The following is a 16,516-nucleotide window of genomic DNA, read 5'->3' as shown; positions in this document are numbered from 1 at the left end:
TTCCCGATGACTCGGTTGGGCGAACATGACGGGTGTCTACGATATCCAGCAATGTCTCTCCCCGAAATTCTCCTGCTGATCGTGGCTGGCTTCCTCGGCGGCGCAATCAACTCCATCGCCGGCGGCGGCTCACTGGTCGTGTTTCCAGCAATGCTCGGCACCGGCATGTCGCCACTCGTCGCCAACGTCACCAACTCCGTCAGTCAGTGGCCCGGATACTTCGGAGGCGTCATCGGCTTCTGGCCGGACCTCAAGGACCAGAAGCACCGCACTCGTCAAGTCGCGGGAGCCGCGATCGTGGGCTCCGCGATCGGATGTGTCCTGCTGCTGACCCTGCCGGGTTCGGCTTTCGACGCGATCGTCCCGGCGCTGGTGATCGCCGCCGGCGTACTCCTGGCTTTTCAACCCCGCCTGAAGAAGTGGGCGGCGGCGAGGCAGGAAACCGCCGCCGGAGAGCAGAAGCATCCGGTCGCGATGATCTTCTGGATCTTTTTGGGAGCCATATACGGCGGCTACTTCGGTGGTGCGCTCGGTGTCATCATCTTGGCGCTGCTGGCGCTGACGGTCCCCGACACGCTTCGACGTAATAACGCACTGAAGAGCTCGATCTCGTTGGTCGTCTCGTCGGTCACGGTCGTCGCATTCGCGATCTTTGGACCTGTGCAGTGGATCGCCGTCGCGATCGTCGCACCGATGGCGCTCATCGGCGGCGTCGTAGGGGCCCGGTTTGCCCGGAAGATCCGCGAAGACATCCTTCGGTGGGTGGTCGTCGTACTGAGCTTCGCGGTCGCGGCGTACCTGGTCGTCAGAGCGATCCGAGGTAGCTGATCTCGTTGACGAGCTTGACCACTGACCGTGGACGCTCGCCTGCGATGTAGTCGACCCGCGACAGCGAGCACAGGTCGAGATTGATCCGGCGTACCGCCGCTGCGCTGTCGAGGGCATCACCCAGCAGCGCCTTGATCGGGGTCATATGCGTCACGACGAGCACTCTCTGGCCGGCGTACTTGTCGGTCAGTCGCCGCCGAGCCCGCTCGACGCGCTCGCGGCACTGTGCCATGCTCTCCCCGCCCGGCGGGGCGATATCGTCGGAGCCGGCCCACTCGCCGAACGCCGTACCGCCGGCACGTTTCGCCTCGCCGAAGGTCATACCCTCCCAGTCGCCGAAGTCGATCTCGCGGAGGTCCTTGTCGACGTGTACGTCGAGACCGAGTTGCTTGGCAACCGCGTGCGCGGTCTGCTTGGTGCGCAGCAACGGCGAGCTGACGACAACCGCGATGTCCCCCGCTGCCGCAATACGTGCACCGGCCGCCTGCGCCTGCGCCTTGCCCTTATCGGTAAGAGGCAGGTCCGAGCGGCCGCTGAAACGGCGTTCCAGGGACTGCTCGGTCTCACCGTGGCGCAACAGGATGAGGGTCGTCGTCGGCTCGGTCGTCGGATGGCCGGTGACGAGTGACTCGCGCGGCAACGCGTCGCCGACCGGCGCTTCCGGCTGTGCGCCGGCCGCTGGCCTGTCAACTCCACCCATTGACTCCGCCTCACTCCACGACTTCCCTTTGGCAGCAGCGTCCATTGCCTCGTTGGCGAGCCTGTCGGCATGCGAGTTCTGCGCACGCGGGATCCACGTGAACGTGATCTGATCGAACTTGTCCGCGAGCGCCCGAGCCCGTGTCGCCAGTGGCTGCAGGTTGGCGTGCTTGACCTTCCACCGGCCGCTTACCTGCTCGACGACCAGCTTGGAGTCCATCCGCATGTCGAGCTCGGTGATGCCGAGCTCGAGGGCGGCCTCGAGGGCCGCTATCAAGCCGCGGTATTCGGCAACATTGTTGGTCCCGTGCCCGATGCCGTCGGCCCGTTCGGCGAGCACCAGGTCGTCGGCGGCATCGCGCACGACGGCGCCGTACCCGGCAGGACCGGGATTGCCCCGCGACCCGCCGTCAGCTTCTGCGATGTAGCGGATCGGCGTACTCACAGACCGGATTCCTCGGTGCGGATCTGAATCGTCCCGCAACTGTCGCAGCGTACGACTTCCTCGGGATCGGCCTTGCGCAGCGCGGCGAGCGTGGACCCGTCGAACTCCAGCCGGCAGCCGCCGCACCGACGCTGTGTCATCGCCGCTGCGCCCGTCGTACCGGTAGCCGCGATGCGCTCGTAGAGGCCGACCAGCTCCGCCGGTAGCCGCCCGACAAGCCCGGTCCGGTCCGCCTTCACATCCGCGACCTGCTGGTCAATCTGCACCCATTCGGCATCGCGTGCTGCCAGCGCGTCGTCCCGCTGCTGCTCGATGCCGGCGCGCTGTTCGGTGACTGTGGCCAGGTCCGCGTCAATCTGCTCGGCGCGCTCCATGAGCTCGAGCTCCTGGTCCTCCAGCTCACCTTGGCGGCGTTTCAACGTCGCGATCTCATGCTCGATCGCCTCCAGGTCCTTTGACGCTTTGATGCTGCCGGAGGTCATCCGCTCGGAGTTGCGCTGCTGCCGCGAGCGCACCGCCTCGGTGTCGGACTCGAGCCGACCCATCTCGCGACCGAGGTCGTTGTGGGCGGTCTGCAGGTCCATCAGTCTGCTCTGTGTTGTACTCAGCTCTTCTTGCGCCTGCTGGATCCTACTGATCTCAGGCAGATTCGCGCGCCGATGAGTCAGCTGTTGAAGCTTGAGGTCGACCGCGGAGAGATCGAGTAACTGGAGTTGGATTGCAGGGTCTATACGCACGGTGTCACCATACGTCGCCCGTCCGTCACGTATGTCCACCCATCCGTCGCGAAAGTCCGACGATCCGTCGCGAAAGTCCGACGATCCGTAGCGGGACATACGCGAGGAACGTCGGCGGTCAGACTACGTCGAGCTGGACGGCGTACTCACCGGCGCCGCTGGCACACCCTCGCCCGTGGCGACTTTCGCTGCCTCGTCGTCGTTTCGAACGTAGTAGTCCCATGGCTTCGTGGAGTCGTTGCCTGCTGGGATCTTCAGCGCACGCAGGATCAAGGTCATGACGACCGCGACAACAATCCCCACGGCCAGCGTCACGATGCCGACGTAGATCGTCGCCGTGGTGTTGAAACCCCACTTCGCCAGCGGCCAGCCCGATCCGCCGAAATGTGCCTTGATGACGGCACCAGTCTTCGGGTTGAGCTTTGGGATATCCCAGAGCATGTAGACGCTCATCGCCATGCTGATCACCCAGCCGGTGATCAGCGCGCCGCGGTGGAACCAGTTGGTCAGCAGGCCAAGGCCGACGGCGGGCAACGTGGTGAGAATGATGACTCCACCGACGAGCTGCAAGTCGATCGCATACGACGGGTTGAGGAAGACGATGAACCCCACGGCACCGAACTTCACCACCAGAGAGACGATCTTCGCGACGAGGGTCTCTTCTCTCGCGCTGCAGTTCGGTTTGAAGTAGGCCTTGTAGATGTTGCGGGTGAATGTGTTCGACGCAGCGATCGACATGACCGCGGCAGGCACGAGTGCCCCGACCGCGATGGCGGCGAACGCCACGCCGGCGAACCAGCTGCTGAAGTGCATGTCGAACAGCACCGGCACGATGGTGTTGCCGTCACCCGCGATGCCCTTGGCCGGATTGGCGCCGATCGGCTGGGCGCCGGACGCGATTGCCATAAAACCCAACAGCGAAAGGAAACCCAGCATGAGTGAGTACGCCGGTAGTAACGCCATGTTCCGTTTGATCGTATTGCGGTTCTTCGCCGCGAGGATCGCAGTCGCGGCATGCGGGTAAAGCATCAACGCAAGGGCGGAACCAAACGCCAGCGAGATGTATTGGAGATGCTGGGGCCCAGCGAGCAGTACGCCGGGGCCGCCGCCGGCGCTGAACTTATCGTCGGCCGCGGCGAAGATGCCACCCCAGCCGCCCTTGATCTGCATCGGGATGTAGATGACAGCAGCGATAATGACGATGTAGATCAGGATGTCTTTGACGAATGCGATCAGCGCTGGAGCGCGTAAACCCGAGTTATAGGTGTAAAGCGCGAGGACGACAAACGCAATGATCAGCGGCAGACTTCCCTTGATGCCCATGGTGGAAAGAATCGCCTGCACGCCGACCAACTGCAGCGCGATGTATGGCATGGTCGCCACGATCCCGGTAAGTGCGATCAGCAGCGCGAGCGTTTTGGAGTCGAAACGCGCCTTAACGAAGTCGGCGGTCGTGACGAAACCGTTGACGTGCGATACCGACCAGAGTCGGATCAACACGAGGAAGACCATCGGATAAGCGATCGTTGCGTAGGGCATCGCGAAGAAGCCCATTGCCCCGGCGCCGAACATCAGCGCGGGCACGGCGACGAAGGTGTACGCCGTGTAGAGGTCGCCGCCTACCAGGAACCATGTCACCCACGTGCCGAACTGCCGTCCGCCGAGGCCCCACTGGTCGAGGCTGTGCATGGTGTCGCCGCGCTTCCAACGCGAAGCCATGAAACCCATGACCGCGACAATGAGGAACAGCACGGTGCAGATGATCAGTTCGGTGATGTGCCGAGTACCCATGACCGGATCACTGCTCCTTGGTCTTTAAGTAGACCAGTCCAACGACGAGCGCGGTCACGATCACCCACAGCAGCTGCATCCAGTAGAAGAACGGCATCCCGAACAACGTGGGAGAGTTCGAGTTCCACCAGAAGCTGCACAGCGGCAGGATCACAACGGGGATCAGCAGTAGGTACCAACGGCTCAGACGAGGTGGCCGCCAACGGTCTGCGTCCGGCGGATCGAGGTCGGTACGACGATTCGAGTTCGAGTGAATGCCTTCGTCCGGCTGTGACATGGTGACTCCGAGGTTCGGCCCGTTTCCCCGCCGCGCGAAAGTATGCCGCAGGTCACAGGTCGGAGGCAAGCGCCACGCCGTACCGACGTACGGTCAGTCGCACGCGGCCCACGGGTCGGTGCAGAGAGTTGACACCTGCGTCGCCAGTTGCGGGAAGACCTGCGCGAGCAGCCTTTCCGCGACCGGCAGCCAGGGCCATTCGGTGGACCAGTGGCCGCCATCGATCAGCGCGGGACCACCCGCGGCGAGATGCTCACTGACGACGTGGTGGCGCAAGTCAGCGGTAACGAACACGTCGGCTCCTGCGCGTCGCGCGTCGTCGAGGTGCGAGTCCCCCGCGCCGCCGAGTACGGCGACCGTGCGGATCGTCGTATTGAGATCGCCTGCAGTGCGGATCCCGGCCTTACTACGCGGCAGCGCCCCAGCGACGCGCCGGGCAAACTCCGCGAGAGTCATCGGCTGGTCCAGGGCGCCGACCCGCCCAAGACCACGGTCGTCGGGCAGCGGCACCATCGCAAGCAGATCAAACGCCGGTTCCTCGTACGGGTGCGCCGTACGCAACGCCGCGACGACGTCCGCGCGAATCCCGGATCGATAGACCATCTCCACCCGCGTCTCGTCGACCGTCTCGACGCGACCCCGCTCCCCAATTGCCGGGTGTGCCTGTGCCCCAGGCAAAAACGTGCCGACGCCGGTCGAGATGAACGCACAGCGGGAGTAGTCGCCGAGCGCGCCAGCGCCGGCCGACGCAAGCGCGTCAATCACGCTGTCCGCAACCGCGCGCGGCACGAAGGTGACGAGTTTTTCCAACCGCGCGCCTTCGGCGGGCACGAGTGGACGCGTGTCGCGCAGACCCAGTGCGCCGGCGAGCGCGTCATTGACGCCTTCGCGGGCGCGGTCGGCGTTCGTGTGCGCGCTGAATAACGCACAGTCCGCCTTGATCAGCCGGTGCACGATCCTGCCCTTCGGCGTGTCGGCGGCGACAGCGTGCACGCCGCGCAGCATCAGCGGGTGATGGGTCACGATGAGGTCCGCGCCGTACTCAATCGCCTCGTCGACGATCGCGTCGGTCGGGTCGAGCGCGAAGAGCACCCTCCCCACCGGCGCGGTACGGTCACCGCAAGCCAGGCCGACCGCGTCCCACGACTCGGCCAGCTCGGGCGGGTAACACTGCTCGAAGAAGTCGACGATCTCACCGACGGTTGAATCAGCCATAGCGTTAGGTTACTGAGTCCGCGGCCAACGTCTCGCCGGCTTTGTCGGTTAGTCGGTGGATCCCGCTCGATAAACCTGGCCCGGTCTTCCGGTTACGACTGTCGTTCTCAACCGTGCCTGCCGGTCAGGAGTCGTTCACGGTCGAACAGGGCGGCCACCAAACGCCACGCGACCAGATCGATAGCCAGCAGCAGCACGGCAAGGCCGAGCGCGAGGAGGAGCGACGGGGCGATCACGCCGAACTGCACCAGAGCAACGACTGCGAGCGGAGGCAGGCTGACGAGCACGCTCAGCTGCTGGGCGGCTCGAATGTCGGTGGAGCGAGTGGAGATCGCGATCCCGGCCCAGATCGACCAGCCGGCGAGCAATGGGGTGAACACCAACTGCACCAGGACGTGCGAGCCGGCGAATACGGCGGACGCATTGGCCGGGTGGGCGAACACCGCTACCACCGCTAGGAAGATCCCGAAAATGGTGTAGGCGACCACTAGCGTCGGGACAAGCACCGCTAGCGCCTTGCCGACCAGGAATTCCTCGCGTCGGATCGGCGTGATCAGGATGGGCTCGAGGGTGCCTTGCTCGCGCTCTCCTACCACCGAGTACGCCGAAAGGGTCGACGGGACGAACGCGGGGATCAGAAGCATGTAAAGCAGCGCGAGGCCGACCTGTGCGTCCAGCTTGGGATTGTCGGCAGATGCCGGCACGACGAGCAGCTGCACCAGCGGCAAGATGATGAACAGCAGCGGCAGGAAGGCCATCGTAAGGACCACGAAACGGTTGCGGCGAAAGTCCCGCAACTCCTTCTGGAAGAGCGCGCCGACCCGTGCCCAGCTGAACCTCATTGGGACCGCATTCATTGGGACCGCGCCTCCACGTCGTCATCGATCAGCTCAAGGTAGATGTCCTCAAGCGAGTGATGAGACTCCGCGAGCGAGAGAATGTCTGCGCCTGCGCCGACCAGCGCTCGCGCGACCAGAGGTGCCGCGGCCCCAGGATCGGCGACGGTGATTGTATAGCCGGACGGCGTATGTTCCCATCCCTCGACCTCGGGCAATTCGCCGAAGACGGATTTCGGGTCGTCGAGGGGTTCCCTGAGGCGCGCCTCCAGCGACGGGGTGAATAGTCGCCGACGTAGCTCCTCTGGGCGGCCGATCAGTCGCAACGTTGTGCTCAGGATTGCGACCCGGTCGCAGAGCCGTTCGGCCTCCGCCAGCCTATGCGTGGTGAGGAAGATCGTGACCCCGCGCTCTCGCAATGAGTCGACAAGCCCGTAGACCTCGCGGGTGGCCACCGGATCGAGGCCGGAGGTCGGCTCATCGAGGAACAACACCGCCGGGTCGTTGAGCAGCGCACGCGCGAGCGCGACACGCTGGCGCAGCCCTTTGGACAGCGACCCGCACTGATCGCCGGCGCGGTTACCGAGGTTGACCGCGCGCAGTGCCCTGTCGATGCGCCCACGGACATCGTCGAGTTCGTAGAGCCCGGCGAAGCACTCGAGGTTCTCCATGACCGTGAGTCGAGAGTAGAGGCCAGGGGACTCGGGCATGATCGAGATCCGGGACCGGATTGCCGGGCTGTTCTTCGCGCTCAATGCAATTCCAGCGATGGTCGCCGACCCCGAGCTCGGCACGAGTAGCGTGCCTAAGGTCCGCACGGTCGTAGTTTTTCCTGCACCGTTCGGCCCAAGGAAGCCGAACACCTCGCCGTAGCCGACCTCGAACGACACGTCATCGACGGCCGTGCGGTCGCCGAAACGCTTGGTCAGGTGCTCGACGAGCAGTGCAGACTCACCACCCATCGACCTCCACCTTTCATACGCGGAGGCACGCCGCCGGATGTGGCGCACACAACTGGACGCTAGCAGCCGAACCTGTCAAATCTCGGTGCCTTCACTCTCACCCATACGGTCTCCTACCCTTGAATACGGCCCGCATGTTACGAGGAAAGGATCACTGAATGATTCGCGCTGTATACGCTCGCACGCTCAAGCCGTCGGTATCGCTCGCGGACTTCATCGCGGCGTGGAATCCCCCCGCAATGGTCCAGGGCGTGGCGGCGACGTACGTCGTGTCGACCGATCCGAGCAATGATCGATCCGTGCTGACTACAATCAGGATCGACACCACCTTCGACAAGTTTCCCGCGCTGCTCCCCAACTCGGCCATTATGGCCAAATACATGTTGATCATGCGCTCGACGGACGCGATCATCCAGCGCGGAGGGTCACGCAGTCGCGAAGTCGGTCCCCGTGGCCGACTGGCAGCGGATCGTCATCCTGTACGAAGCGCTCGGCCGGCTCGCGCCATCACCGATCATCGAACTCAATCGCGCGGTTGCCGTCGCGATCCGCGCACGTGCGGGCTGCAGAGTCGTGCCAGAACGGCGCCGAGCGCGTAGTGCTGCAGCGCAAGATCGACGAGGTGAGCCGGGCCGATCGACGGCCGCGAGCAGGATGCGGATGAAACCTGATCGGAAATGGTGGGCGTAACAGGACTCGAACCTGTGACCACTCGCTTGTAAGGCGAGCGCTCTACCAACTGAGCTATACGCCCGCGGGTGCGGGTTTTGGAGCGGACCCACCCTACGCGACCGCGTACGACGAGCACGACGCGACCTCCGAGCCACGCCGGCTTGTGTCACGAACCGTGCACTTGTGTCACCGAGGTCGGTGACACAAGTGCACGGTCGGTGCCACAAGTGGACCGTAGTTACCTACGCGGCGACCTTCGCGATCGCGGCCTTCCACTCGCCCTGGTCGCGAGCGTCGCCCGGGCCGTTGACGCCGGCGTACTGTACGACGCCCTGCTTGTCGATCAAGAACGTGCCGCGCAGTGCGAACCCGGCCTTGTCGTTGAAAACGCCGTACTGCTGCGCGATCGCGCCGTGCTGCCAGAAGTCAGACAGCAAGGGGAACTCGTAACCCTCCTGTGTGGCCCAAGCCTTGAGCGCGAACGGATGGTCGATCGACATCGCAAGGATCTGTACGTCGTCGCTCTGGAACGACGGGAGGTCATCGCGCACTTGACACAGCTCGCCGGTGCAGACGCCGCTAAACGCGAACGGGTAGAACACCAGCAGCACGTTCTTGTCGCCGCGGAACGACGACAACGTCACTTCCTGGTTGTTCTGATCCTTCGTCGTGAAGTCCGGCGCCTCTGCGCCGACCTGAATTTCCGCCATGGGTCTCCTCCATCGTGATGTGATCAAGAGTGGGTCGAAATCGATTGGGCACCACGGTCGATCTGGGTTGCCCGTTCATACGCTACTTGTCGCAGAATTCCTTCGCCGTGCCGACGGCCTTGTTGTACGCCGCGAGGTCGACCCCAGTGCCGGCGTTAAGGGCGGAGACCAGATTTCCCATCTCTCCCTGCAGGTCCTGTATGTCGGACGCGAGCGTCGAATCGGTTATCTTCGCAAGCTGGTCGGCAAGCTGGTCGATACTCATCTGAATCTCGGCTGCGAGTGCCTGACGTTGTTCGAGAGATGGACTGGTGCCTTGGTTTGCGAGAGACTTCCACGTCGGCATGAAGTCCGCTGCCGAAGTCAGTGCCAATGAGCACTGCTTCTGGACCGTGTCGGCACTGTTGGGCTTCACTCCATTGTCGGCGCTCACGCTCGTTGGGGATGGCGCATGGGCGCCGCCGGGGTCTGCAGATCCGGGCGAGGTGCAGCCGCCGACAACGGCGACGGTCGCGATCATCAGCCCAGTGGCAATTTGCATGCGAGATGACCACGGCTGCCCACGCCGGAGCGCAGGGATGCGGTGAATATCAGGCACGATATTGAGATCCATTTGTGAGCGGATGCGGTGCGCAGGATGTCTAGGTGTGCGCGTTTCGGCTGGTATTGACCGCCCGGCCCCCATGACGGAGCAGTCACCAGTGGCTAATAAGAGTAGTCCAACGACCAGCAACTTCACCACCCGGCGACAAATGATCGGCCGGTGATCGGACACCCCGGCCCTGTTCGTGCCAGTTGTTCACGTCCGGCATAGATTGTTGTTGATCATCACTACAACGGCTGATCGCCCTTGATTCACCCCACACTAAGGAGAATCTGCTCGTGACCACCGAACCAACGGCCACCGCCCAGACCCCGGATTCTGATCATCCCGTCGTGATCGGCACTCATCCGTCCGACCGCGAGTCGGTCATTATGGACGGCATGGTCGCCCAGATCCACGACACCGACCCGGACGAAACCGGCGAGTGGATCGACTCGCTCGATGCGTTGATCGACAACGCCGGGCCGTTGCGGGCACGGCACCTCATGCTGCGCATGCTCGACCACGCGCGGCAACGCTCGGTGGGCCTGCCCGCGCTGCGAAGCACGGACTACATCAACACGATCCCGACCAGCCGCGAGCCGCAGTTTCCTGGCGACCAGGAAATCGCGCACCGCTACCGCGAATACATCCGCTGGAACGCCGCGATCATGGTGCACCGCGCACAGCGACCTGGTGTCGGTGTCGGCGGCCACATCTCTACTTACGCCTCGTCGGCGTCGCTGTACGAAGTCGGCTTCAACCACTTCTTCCGTGGTCGCAACCACGAAGGCGGCGGCGACCAGATCTACATCCAGGGGCACGCGTCCCCGGGCATCTACGCTCGGGCGTTCCTCGAGGGCCGGCTCACCGAGCAGCAGATGGACGGCTTCCGCCAGGAGCTCTCCCGGCCCGGCGACGGCCTCCCGGCGTACCCGCACCCACGGCTGATGCCGGACTTCTGGGAATTCCCAACCGTCTCAATGGGCCTCGGTCCGCTCAACGCGATCTACCAGGCCCGGTTCAACCGCTACCTGCATAACCGCGGCTTGAAGGACACCTCCGATCAGCGAGTGTGGGCCTTCCTCGGCGACGGCGAAATGGACGAGGTCGAGTCACTCGGCGCGATCGGCCTCGCCGCCCGCGAAGGTCTCGACAACCTGACTTTCGTCATCAACTGCAACCTGCAGCGCCTCGACGGTCCGGTGCGCGGCAACGGCAAGATCATCCAGGAACTCGAGTCGTTCTTCACCGGCGCCGGCTGGAACGTCATCAAGGTGGTCTGGGGTACCAACTGGGATCCGCTACTTGCCAAGGACGACGAGGGTGCCCTGCTCAACCTGATGAATACCACCCCGGATGGGGACTACCAGACATACAAGGCCAACGACGGCAAGTTCGTGCGGGACCACTTCTTCGGCCGCGACCCGCGTACGGCGGCGATGGTCGCCGACATGACCGACGAGCAGATCTGGGGACTGCAGCGCGGCGGCCACGATTACCGCAAGGTCTATGCGGCGTACAAGGCCGCGGTCGAGCACACCGGACAGCCGACCGTGATCCTCGCCAAGACGGTCAAGGGCTGGACGCTCGGCCCCAACTTCGAGGGCCGCAACGCCACCCACCAGATGAAGAAGCTGTCATTGGAAGACCTGAAGGTGTTCCGCGACCGGATGCACATCCCGCTCGCGGATGACCAGCTCGATGAGAAGCTGCCGCCGTACTACAAGCCGGCCGAAGACTCACCCGAGCTGGAATATATGCGCGAGCGTCGGCGAGCGCTGGGGGGCGACGCGCCCACTCGGCAGTTCACCGTCGAACCGCTGAAGCAGCCTCCAGCGGAGCGGTTCGAGGTCATGAAGCGCGGCTCGGGCAAGCAACCGGTCGCGACGACGATGGCGTTCGTGCGGCTGGTCCGGGACCTGTTCAAGGATCCGGAGATCGGCCGTCGGATCGTGCCCATCATTCCGGACGAGGCACGCACCTTCGGCATGGACGCGTTCTTCCCGAAGGAGAAGATCTACTCGCCGCACGGACAGAACTACACGTCGGTCGACTCCCAGCTGATCCTGGCCTACAAGGAGGCGACCGACGGTCAGCTCCTGCACGAAGGGATCAGCGAGGCCGGTTCGGTCGCGTCGTTCACTGCCGTGGGCAGCTCCTACGCCACGCACGAGATGCACATGATCCCGATGTACATCTTCTACTCGATGTTCGGGTTCCAGCGCACCGCTGACGGGCTGTGGGCCGCCGCCGACCAGATGAGCCGCGGGTTCCTGCTAGGCGCGACAGCCGGCCGTACGACGCTCAACGGCGAGGGCCTGCAACACGAGGACGGTCATTCGCACCTGATCGCGTCGACGAACCCCGCGGTCGTGGCCTACGACGCGGCCTTCGCCTTCGAGCTCGGTCACATCGTCCGCGACGGGCTGGCCCGGATGACCGGCGACGGGAAGGACGGCCGGGACCAAAACGTCATGTACTACCTGACGATGTACAACGAGCCGTACCCGCAGCCGGCCGAGCCAGAGGACCTCGACGTCGAAGGCGTGCTGCGCGGCATCTACCTCTACTCCGCGGGTCATCAAAACCCCGGTCGACCGCGGGTTCAGATCCTCGCCTCGGGGGTCGCGATGCAGGCCGCGCTCAAGGCGCAGCACCTGTTGGGCGCGGACTGGAACGTCGATGCGGACGTGTGGTCGGTGACCTCCTGGAACGAGCTACGCCGGGACGCGATCGACGTCGAGCGGCGCAACCTGCTCAAACCGCATAAGAAGCCGAAGATGCCTTACGTCACCTCGAAGCTGCGCGACGCGTCCGGCCCGTTCATCGCGGTCTCGGACTACATGCGCGCGGTGCAGGACCAGATCTCGCGGTGGGTCCCCGGTGACTTCACGTCATTGGGCACCGATGGTTTCGGTCACTCCGACACCCGGCCCGCGCTGCGACGGTTCTTCAACGTCGACGCGGAGTCGATCACGTTTCGCGCGCTTACTTCCCTAGCCGCACAAGGGAAGTTCGACCGGTCCAAGCTCGTTGACGTGGCCGACCGGTACGACGTCACCGATCCGACGAAGGCCGCGCCGGACCTTTCTGGAGGCCAACCAACGTGATTTACGGCGCGGTCGCTGGCAGTACTGACCGGTAACCAGCAAGGTAGATACGTGATTGCGATAGTTGCGCCCGGACAGGGCTCTCAGACTCCAGGAATGCTCACCCCCTGGCTTGACCTTCCAGGCGCCGAATCCACCGTGCGGTGGATGTCGACGTTGACCGGGCTCGATCTGCTGCGACTGGGTACGACGGCCGAGGCCGACGAGATCAAGGACACCGCGATAACCCAGCCGTTAGTTGTGAGCCTTGCACTGCTCGCCTACCAGCACTTGGAGATGCCGGCCGGTACGACCCCGGTTGTCGCCGGGCACAGTGTCGGCGAGCTCGCGGCGGCATCGATAGCCGGAGCTCTTAGCCGGGACACCGCCGTCGCGCTCGCCGCCGTCCGCGGCAGCGCGATGGCAGCCGCCTGCGGACAGGCCGACACGTCGATGGCCGCCGTGATTGGCGGGGACCCCGACGAAGTCATCGCCAAGATCGAGTCTCTGGGCCTCACCCCGGCCAACGTCAACGGCGGCGGGCAGACCGTCGCTGCGGGGTTGGCGAGCGCGATCGGCACGCTCGTAGCGGACCCGCCGACGAAGGCTCGCGTCGTGCAGCTGTCCGTCGCCGGAGCCTTTCACACGCCATACATGCAGTCGGCCGTGGACGTCATGGGCGCCATGCGCGACGGCATCGTCACCGCATCGCCGAACCTGCCGCTGCTGTCCAACGCCGATGGCGCGCAGGTCGACGACGGCCAACGCTACCTCGACAGGCTGGTCAGCCAGATCGTGTCGCCTGTGCGATGGGACCTGTGCATGGAGACAATGTTGTCGCTCGGCGTGACGACGCTGATCGAGCTGCCGCCGGCCGGCGCGCTCACCGGCCTCGCGCGCCGCGGCATGAAGGGCGTTAAGACTCTCGCCATCAAGTCTCCGGAGGACCTGGACAAGGCCAAGGTTCTCATCAACGATGACGGGAAATAGGTCTTAAGTGCAATTCCCATCCCCACGCCACAACGCGCGCATCCTGTCCTTCGGCGCCTACCGGCCCGAACGGGTCGTCACCAACGCTGAGCTCGCTACCGTCGTCGAGACCAGCGACGAATGGATTCGTACTCGCGTCGGGATCGAGACGCGTTACTTCAGCAGACCCGACGAGACCGTCGTCGACATGGCCGTCGCGGCCGGTCAGGATGCCCTGACCAGATCTGGACTGACCGCCGCCGACATCGACCTGGTCATCGTCGCGTCGTGCACGCTGCCAACCCCGATCCCGGGCGCGGCCGCGCCGGTTGCCCATCGCCTCGGCATCGACAGCCCTGGGGCGTACGACGTCAATGCCGCATGCGCCGGGTTCTGCTACGGACTTGCCCAAGCCTCCAGCGCAATCCAGGTCAACGACGCCCGCAACGTGCTGGTCATCGGCGTCGAGAAGTTCACCGACTGGGTCGATCCGAGCGACCGTACGACGTACATCATCTTCGGCGACGGCGCCGGCGCCGCCGTGGTCACCCGCGGCGATGACCAGACCATCGGACCCGCGGTCTGGGGCAGTTCCGGTGACCGTGCCGACGCGCTTTACATCCCAGACCGAAACAGCATGCTGGCGATGGATGGCCCAGCGGTGTTCCGCTGGGCCACCACCGACATACGCGACGAGGTACGTCGCATCTGTGAGCGGTCCGGTGTGACGCTCGAGGACATCGACGTCTTTGTTCCACATCAAGCCAATATGCGCATCATCGACGCGATGCTGCGGTCACTGAAATTCCGCGACGACGCGGTAATTGCTCGCGACATTGCCCGTTCAGGAAACACCTCAGCAGCCTCGATCCCGCTAGCATTAGCGTCACTGTCGGACACCGGCCAGGCTAAGGCAGGCGACCTCGTACTTGTGATTGGCTTTGGTGCGGGGCTGGCCTTCGCTGGCCAGCTTTTTGTAATGCCGTAGATCCGTCTGCTGCAGTGGCAGGCACATAAACCTGGCGGCCGACGCCGCCGGGCCACACATGAAAGGAAATACCGTGGCAACCACCCAGGAAATTCAGGACGGACTCGCCGAGATCCTCGAAGAGGTCGCCGGCGTTCTGCCCGCCGACGTCGCCCCCGAGAAGTCGTTCACCGACGATCTCGACGTCGACTCCCTGTCGATGGTCGAAATCGCTACCGCGGTCGAAGACAAGTGGGGCGTGGCCATTCCGGACGACGAGCTCGCCAACATCAAGACCGTCGGCGACGCAATGAAGTTCATCGAAGACCACCAGTAGTCGCACACGCCGGTGCGCTCATCCATTGGGGCGCACCGGCGTACCGCGTTGCACAAGCCGAGCGCAGAACAGACCGAACGAAGGAAAGACACAGCATTAAAAGGCAAGTAAGGAATATCCCGTCGTGACCGACATCGTCATCACCGGACTTGGCGCGACGACCCCCCTCGGCGCGGACCTCGAGTCGAGCTGGAGTGCTCTGCTCGCCGGCAAGTCTGGCGCTCGCAAGATCGAACAACCCTGGGCCGACAAGCTCACCACCCGCATCGCGGCGCCGTTCGCCGTACCGCCGGCGCAGTTCCTCGACCGGGTCAAGGCACGCCGGCTCGACCCGTCCCAGCAGGCCGCCATCGTCGCGGCCCGCGAGGCCTGGGCCAACGCCGGTACGCCGCAGGTCGACCCCGAACGGCTTGCCGTTGTCATCGGCACCGGGGTCGGCGGCGCGGTCACGCTTCTCGCGCAGCACGACATCCTCAACGAGCAAGGTCAACGACGGGTCAGCCCGCACTCGATCCCGATGCTCATGCCAAACGGCCCAGCCGCGGCGGTCGGACTGGAGCTGTGCGCCCGCGCCGGCGTACACACGCCGATCTCCGCCTGCGCCTCCGGCACCGAGAGCATCTCGGTCGGCGCCGACCTTATCCGCGCCGGCCGCGCCGACGTCGTGGTGGTCGGCGGTGCGGAGGCCTGCATCCACCCGATGCCGCTTGCCGGATTTGGTCAGGCCCGGGCACTATCGACCCGCAACGACGATCCGACCGCCGCATCGCGCCCATTCGACACCGGTCGCGACGGCTTCGTGATGGGCGATGGCGCCGGGGTGCTCGTCATCGAGCGAGCCGACTTCGCGGCCGCGCGCGGTGCCACGGTCATCGCCAAGGTCGCCGGCGCCGGAATCTCTTCCGACGCCTACGACATGGTGGCGCCCGAACCAACCGGCGCCGGGGCGCGGCGCGCGATGACACTCGCACTGCGCGACGCCGGCCTTGCCGGCTCTGACGTCGACCATGTCAACGCGCACGCCACCTCCACGCCGATGGGCGACATCGTCGAGGCTGGGGCGATCCGGGCCACAATCGGCGACCGCGCGACGATTAGCGCGACGAAGAGCGCGACCGGCCACATGTTGGGCGCCACCGGCGCCGTCGAGTGCATCTTCGCCGTACTGGCGATCCGCGACCAGGTCTCCCCGTTCGTGCTCAACCTGACCGATCTCGACCCCAACGCCGACATACAGGCGCTCGACATCGTGCGGGACAGCCCTCGATACTCGCCAATCGAGGTTGCCATCAGCAACTCGTTCGGCTTCGGGGGTCACAACGCGTCGGTCCTGTTCACCAAGGCGTGAGCCTGTGCATGTCCACCACACTTTCAGACTAGATATCTAGCGCCCCAC

Annotated in this window: 16 protein-coding genes and 1 tRNA gene; 7 read left to right on the top strand and 10 right to left on the bottom strand. The window is 64.6% G+C overall.

Annotated elements, in window-relative coordinates; all coding sequences use genetic code 11:
• Nucleotides 1–51 precede the first annotated feature (51 nt).
• Entirely contained in the window at nucleotides 52–828 is a 777-nt protein-coding gene (locus CLV47_RS12570; protein WP_170111061.1) for a sulfite exporter TauE/SafE family protein, read from the top strand.
• On the opposite strand, the gene CLV47_RS12565 is transcribed toward CLV47_RS12570, so the two are convergent.
• The 7 genes from CLV47_RS12565 to CLV47_RS12535 all read right to left on the bottom strand — a co-directional run bounded on the left by CLV47_RS12565 (nucleotide 806) and on the right by CLV47_RS12535 (nucleotide 7,790).
• Nucleotides 806–1,972 (bottom strand): bifunctional RNase H/acid phosphatase, encoded by a 1,167-nt coding sequence (locus CLV47_RS12565; protein ID WP_202862555.1) that lies wholly within the window; start codon nucleotides 1,970–1,972, stop codon nucleotides 806–808. The genes CLV47_RS12570 and CLV47_RS12565 overlap by 23 nt on opposite strands.
• On the bottom strand, nucleotides 1,969–2,709 hold the full coding sequence (locus tag CLV47_RS12560) for a zinc ribbon domain-containing protein (RefSeq protein ID WP_170111060.1): 741 nt from the start codon (nucleotides 2,707–2,709) through the stop codon (nucleotides 1,969–1,971). Before CLV47_RS12560 ends, CLV47_RS12565 begins: the two co-directional genes overlap by 4 nt.
• A 123-nt stretch (nucleotides 2,710–2,832) precedes the next feature.
• Nucleotides 2,833–4,500, bottom strand: a complete 1,668-nt coding sequence (gene mctP, locus CLV47_RS12555; protein WP_106349394.1) for a monocarboxylate uptake permease MctP — start codon at nucleotides 4,498–4,500, stop codon at nucleotides 2,833–2,835.
• A 7-nt stretch (nucleotides 4,501–4,507) separates the two neighbouring features.
• The gene (locus tag CLV47_RS12550) at nucleotides 4,508–4,777 is read right to left on the bottom strand and encodes a DUF3311 domain-containing protein (protein WP_106349393.1); all 270 of its coding nucleotides are present in this window, start codon (nucleotides 4,775–4,777) and stop codon (nucleotides 4,508–4,510) included.
• Between the two features lie 93 nt (nucleotides 4,778–4,870).
• Nucleotides 4,871–5,992, bottom strand: coding sequence for a Nif3-like dinuclear metal center hexameric protein (locus CLV47_RS12545; RefSeq protein ID WP_106349392.1), 1,122 nt, complete (start codon nucleotides 5,990–5,992; stop codon nucleotides 4,871–4,873).
• Nucleotides 5,993–6,099: 107 nt separating this feature from the next.
• Nucleotides 6,100–6,849, bottom strand: coding sequence for an ABC transporter permease (locus tag CLV47_RS12540; RefSeq protein WP_106349391.1), 750 nt, complete (start codon nucleotides 6,847–6,849; stop codon nucleotides 6,100–6,102).
• Nucleotides 6,846–7,790: an ABC transporter ATP-binding protein gene (locus CLV47_RS12535; protein ID WP_106349390.1), complete on the bottom strand. Its 945-nt coding sequence runs from the start codon at nucleotides 7,788–7,790 to the stop codon at nucleotides 6,846–6,848. The genes CLV47_RS12540 and CLV47_RS12535 overlap by 4 nt, the downstream gene beginning before the upstream one ends.
• Before the next feature lie 158 nt (nucleotides 7,791–7,948).
• Between CLV47_RS12535 and CLV47_RS22060 the strand changes: the two genes are divergently transcribed.
• Nucleotides 7,949–8,389: a hypothetical protein gene (locus tag CLV47_RS22060; RefSeq protein WP_170111059.1), complete on the top strand. Its 441-nt coding sequence runs from the start codon at nucleotides 7,949–7,951 to the stop codon at nucleotides 8,387–8,389.
• Between the two features lie 79 nt (nucleotides 8,390–8,468).
• On the opposite strand, the gene CLV47_RS12520 is transcribed toward CLV47_RS22060, so the two are convergent.
• The 3 genes from CLV47_RS12520 to CLV47_RS12510 all read right to left on the bottom strand — a co-directional run bounded on the left by CLV47_RS12520 (nucleotide 8,469) and on the right by CLV47_RS12510 (nucleotide 9,713).
• Nucleotides 8,469–8,544 (bottom strand) — tRNA-Val (locus CLV47_RS12520).
• A gap of 160 nt (nucleotides 8,545–8,704) precedes the next feature.
• Nucleotides 8,705–9,172: a peroxiredoxin gene (locus CLV47_RS12515; RefSeq protein WP_106349388.1), complete on the bottom strand. Its 468-nt coding sequence runs from the start codon at nucleotides 9,170–9,172 to the stop codon at nucleotides 8,705–8,707.
• Between the two features lie 82 nt (nucleotides 9,173–9,254).
• Nucleotides 9,255–9,713 (bottom strand): hypothetical protein, encoded by a 459-nt coding sequence (locus CLV47_RS12510; RefSeq protein ID WP_146135377.1) that lies wholly within the window; start codon nucleotides 9,711–9,713, stop codon nucleotides 9,255–9,257.
• Nucleotides 9,714–10,054: 341 nt separating this feature from the next.
• Between CLV47_RS12510 and aceE the strand changes: the two genes are divergently transcribed.
• From aceE to CLV47_RS12485, 5 genes are all read left to right on the top strand, one after another.
• The gene (gene aceE / locus CLV47_RS12505; protein WP_474863389.1) at nucleotides 10,055–12,868 is read left to right on the top strand and encodes a pyruvate dehydrogenase (acetyl-transferring), homodimeric type; all 2,814 of its coding nucleotides are present in this window, start codon (nucleotides 10,055–10,057) and stop codon (nucleotides 12,866–12,868) included.
• A 51-nt stretch (nucleotides 12,869–12,919) separates the two neighbouring features.
• Nucleotides 12,920–13,837, top strand: coding sequence for an ACP S-malonyltransferase (locus CLV47_RS12500; protein ID WP_106349386.1), 918 nt, complete (start codon nucleotides 12,920–12,922; stop codon nucleotides 13,835–13,837).
• 7 nt (nucleotides 13,838–13,844) lie between these two features.
• Nucleotides 13,845–14,804, top strand: coding sequence for a beta-ketoacyl-ACP synthase III (locus CLV47_RS12495; protein WP_106349385.1), 960 nt, complete (start codon nucleotides 13,845–13,847; stop codon nucleotides 14,802–14,804).
• Between the two features lie 73 nt (nucleotides 14,805–14,877).
• Nucleotides 14,878–15,120 carry an acyl carrier protein gene (locus tag CLV47_RS12490; RefSeq protein ID WP_106349499.1) on the top strand — a complete coding sequence of 81 codons (243 nt, stop codon included), beginning with the start codon at nucleotides 14,878–14,880 and terminating at the stop codon, nucleotides 15,118–15,120.
• A 124-nt stretch (nucleotides 15,121–15,244) separates the two neighbouring features.
• Complete coding sequence (locus tag CLV47_RS12485; protein WP_106349384.1) at nucleotides 15,245–16,468, top strand: beta-ketoacyl-[acyl-carrier-protein] synthase family protein; 1,224 nt, start codon at nucleotides 15,245–15,247, stop codon at nucleotides 16,466–16,468.
• The last annotated feature ends 48 nt before the right edge of the window (nucleotides 16,469–16,516 follow it).

The sequence above is a fragment of the Antricoccus suffuscus genome, from assembly GCF_003003235.1.
GTDB lineage: Bacteria > Actinomycetota > Actinomycetes > Mycobacteriales > Antricoccaceae > Antricoccus > Antricoccus suffuscus.
The sequence above is the reverse complement of the archived record's forward strand: the minus strand, read 5'-3'. Positions and strand labels throughout refer to the sequence as shown.

Coding starts and splice junctions, on each gene's coding strand:
- CLV47_RS12570 (WP_170111061.1), top strand. CDS start 52: ATGTCTCTCCCCGAAATTCTCCTGCTGATCGTGGCTGGCTTCCTCGGC.
- mctP (WP_106349394.1), bottom strand. CDS start 4,500: ATGGGTACTCGGCACATCACCGAACTGATCATCTGCACCGTGCTGTTC.
- CLV47_RS12550 (WP_106349393.1), bottom strand. CDS start 4,777: ATGTCACAGCCGGACGAAGGCATTCACTCGAACTCGAATCGTCGTACC.
- CLV47_RS12545 (WP_106349392.1), bottom strand. CDS start 5,992: ATGGCTGATTCAACCGTCGGTGAGATCGTCGACTTCTTCGAGCAGTGT.
- CLV47_RS12540 (WP_106349391.1), bottom strand. CDS start 6,849: ATGAATGCGGTCCCAATGAGGTTCAGCTGGGCACGGGTCGGCGCGCTC.
- CLV47_RS12535 (WP_106349390.1), bottom strand. CDS start 7,790: ATGGGTGGTGAGTCTGCACTGCTCGTCGAGCACCTGACCAAGCGTTTC.
- CLV47_RS22060 (WP_170111059.1), top strand. CDS start 7,949: ATGATTCGCGCTGTATACGCTCGCACGCTCAAGCCGTCGGTATCGCTC.
- CLV47_RS12515 (WP_106349388.1), bottom strand. CDS start 9,172: ATGGCGGAAATTCAGGTCGGCGCAGAGGCGCCGGACTTCACGACGAAG.
- CLV47_RS12510 (WP_146135377.1), bottom strand. CDS start 9,713: ATGCAAATTGCCACTGGGCTGATGATCGCGACCGTCGCCGTTGTCGGC.